4 protein-coding genes are annotated in these 2,681 nt (G+C 51.7%); 3 read left to right on the top strand and 1 reads right to left on the bottom strand.

Translation table 11 applies throughout. The features are described from left to right. On the bottom strand, positions 1–233 hold a 233-nt coding region (locus AC2TAD_RS22260), incomplete at its 3' end, for a hypothetical protein (protein ID WP_480870732.1). 569 nt (positions 234–802) lie between these two features. Between AC2TAD_RS22260 and AC2TAD_RS22255 the strand changes: the two genes are divergently transcribed. From AC2TAD_RS22255 to AC2TAD_RS22245, 3 genes are all read left to right on the top strand, one after another. Next, entirely contained in the window at positions 803–1,318 is a 516-nt protein-coding gene (locus tag AC2TAD_RS22255; protein WP_170418727.1) for a DUF805 domain-containing protein, read from the top strand. A gap of 73 nt (positions 1,319–1,391) precedes the next feature. After that, a complete protein-coding gene (locus tag AC2TAD_RS22250) occupies positions 1,392–2,162 on the top strand; it encodes a hypothetical protein (protein WP_480870729.1) in 771 nt (256 codons plus the stop codon). Beyond that, positions 2,146–2,681, top strand: a 536-nt coding sequence (locus tag AC2TAD_RS22245) for a hypothetical protein (protein ID WP_480870726.1), incomplete at its 3' end; no start/stop codon positions are given. The genes AC2TAD_RS22250 and AC2TAD_RS22245, both read left to right, overlap by 17 nt.

Genomic DNA, 2,681 nt, shown 5'->3' with positions numbered 1-2,681 from the left:
TTCCAAGGAGCACGATCCTCGCCAACGCCGACTGTGACCTGTGTTCCCGCCTCGCTAAACGCGGATGAGAGCACCACGACTTGCGAATTGTTCGTCGTGTTGGCTACATCTCGCAAACACGCCTGCTGAGCCGGCGTGAGCTCGGCGGACGCGCTTGATGTACTCGTATCGTCGCAGGCCGCAAGCAGTGCGAAACATGTCGTGCCTGCAATCATCACCATCTTGTTAGACATTTTCTTCTCCCTCTGGTTCCCTTGAAATTAGTGAAATTGGATGCACTAGTTTGAAGCTCTCGCGTCTGGGCAGCCAATAGAACATACCTCGATCCTGTGACTGCCTTTCCTAAAACTTGCCGCGGGGGCTTGGTCGGTGGAACGATATTTCGTTGACTATCTGGGTCGCCAATAACGCGTGATGGCCGAATGACGTCGCTGGCAAGAGCTAGAGCGAGCTTCGGAGAGAGGGCGAGTTCGTTAAGTCTGGGCATCGCGTCCTCCCAAGGCTCAATCATTGTAAAGTGCCTTCCGACCGCCAGCACTCACTCTAGCAGTCGGAAGGGCCCGAGACATCGGGCAACAACGACAACAACGGAGGTAAAATGAAAGTTGTGTCAAATTCACATGTTTGAATCTAATTTTTAATAAATCAACATTTTTTCCGCGCGTAAACTTCTTTACGCTCTCGTACGATAGGCGTCTGCCCTCAAACAAAAAGGTTAGTGGGCGCATGATTAAGGGCGCGTGAATTCTTCTGAGCGGCGAAGCGTTTTTCGGCGCACAGAAAGTCAATAAAGGAGTGAAAAATGGGATTTGGTGAAGCCGTTAAAACGTGTTTCTCGAAATACTTCCAGTTCTCCGGTCGGGCTATTCGCTCAGAATACTGGTGGTTCTTCTTGTTTGTGGTTCTCGTGAGTGCTGGTTTGGCTGTGCTGGATACGATCCTATTCGGGACCGACCCAGAAACAGGGCAGGGATCTCGGGTTCTGTCCTCTGTTTTCCAACTAGCCGTTCTCATACCTATGCTGGCCGCCGGTTGGCGGAGGCTGCATGATACAGGACGACCTGGCTGGTATTTGCTGCTGCCGATGGCGCTCAGCATTACAACGCTTTTTGTTATGCTGGGTGGGGTGGCGTTCTTCTCGGTGTTGGAGCAAGGGACAGAAAACCCCGATGCATTGCGAGGACCTGCGGCCGTCCTGGGCGTGACCGGTATTGTTGTTGTCTCAATTCTTCAATTGGTTCTGTCCATTCTGATGATCTGGTGGTTGACGCGCCCTTCGGAAGAAGGCGCAAACGAATACGGCGAACTTGTTTCCTGACCTGGTTGCCGGGGCAATTGACTGGAATCTTTGCTGAATGACTGCACGAAACGTAACACCATGGAGAGAAAAAATGAGCTGCAATACCATTTCCATTGGAATGCTACTGATGGCAATGGCGACCTCAGCATCGGCGGAGTGGTCGTTCAACACTGGGCCTAATCCCAATGCATTTATTCAAACCGGAAACATGACGCTGGAACTTCAGTGTAACCGTATCCGCTTTGCTCCGGCTGGATACGAGGACAGCCAAGACATTGTGCAGAAGCAAGGGCTTTCCATTCGTTTTTTGAAGAACGGCACTACCGAAGTTGGGGCATTTCAGGTTGGCGCAGAAAACACTGCCTTGCAGATCGTCGACAACTATCCAGTCGAGATCAGTTTCAATAATCAGCAGGATTATGATTTTGTGCTGGACCAGCTTGCAGCAAATGCATCGGTTAATCTGTCCATGATTGATCAAGATATCAGCTACGGAATCTTTGACTTACAAGGTTCCGGCGCGGCAATTCGGTCCCTTCGTTCCGCGTGCAACTCGGATGTTAGCCAAGAGGCCTCATACGAAGCACCCGAAGGCATCGTATATTGTGGTGGCGGGGCGATAAAACGCGTGATCGAACCCGTGATTTTGGACAACCCTGAGGGAGAGTGGGACGCGCGAGTAACAGTCAACGGTGATTCAATCAGAGCAATTACGGCCTACAGTTACTTCGGGAATTCTGAGCCGCCGGCCGGATTTGTCTTAGCCCTACTTGGGGAAGACAGGTCCGAGTTTCTGATTTTTAGCGAAGGCTCGGTAAACTGGCTGGAATACGGGGACTACAGATATGATCAGTGCAATTGATGCTGCCTTCCAAACACCTTCCCAAGTAGTGCGTCAATTGAAAGGTCTAGTTTCCAGGTTTGTGCTGGTCTCTGGTCTAGTATGGAACTCACCAACTTTCGCGGCTGATGTATCGCAACTTCCGCCCGGTTTGCAGGCGAAGGTTGATCTGGCGGCACAGGCCTGCGCGGAGTTCAACAACGGTCAGTTTGACTTAGACTGGGGTGCGGTTGAGAGGGTCGATCTCGACGGAGATCTACGACGCGACTGGGTTCTGAATGAGTCTGGTTTCGCGTGTTCAAGCGCCGCATCTCTTTATTGCGGAACTGGCGGATGCATGTCGCATTTTTGGGTTGGTGAAGAGGTGCATTCCTTGCTCAATCAAGGCTGGGCGGTCGTTGATTTTGGGCGCCAACGCGTTGTGGTGGCAGATATTCATGGATCCAATTGCGACGGAATAAACCCAACGCCTTGCGTTACGGCCAGTGTTTGGGACGCGGAAGCTAAAACGTGGCGCTCGTCTGCTGGATATTGGGAGTA

It is taken from the genome of Ruegeria sp. HKCCD7628 (assembly GCF_057221005.1).
This window is presented reverse-complemented; position numbering and strand designations above follow the sequence as displayed.

What these genes read in the sequence shown, in the direction of transcription:
- AC2TAD_RS22255 (WP_170418727.1), top strand. Translation starts at nt 803, where the DNA reads ATGGGATTTGGTGAAGCCGTTAAAACGTGTTTCTCGAAATACTTCCAG.
- AC2TAD_RS22250 (WP_480870729.1), top strand. Translation starts at nt 1,392, where the DNA reads ATGAGCTGCAATACCATTTCCATTGGAATGCTACTGATGGCAATGGCG.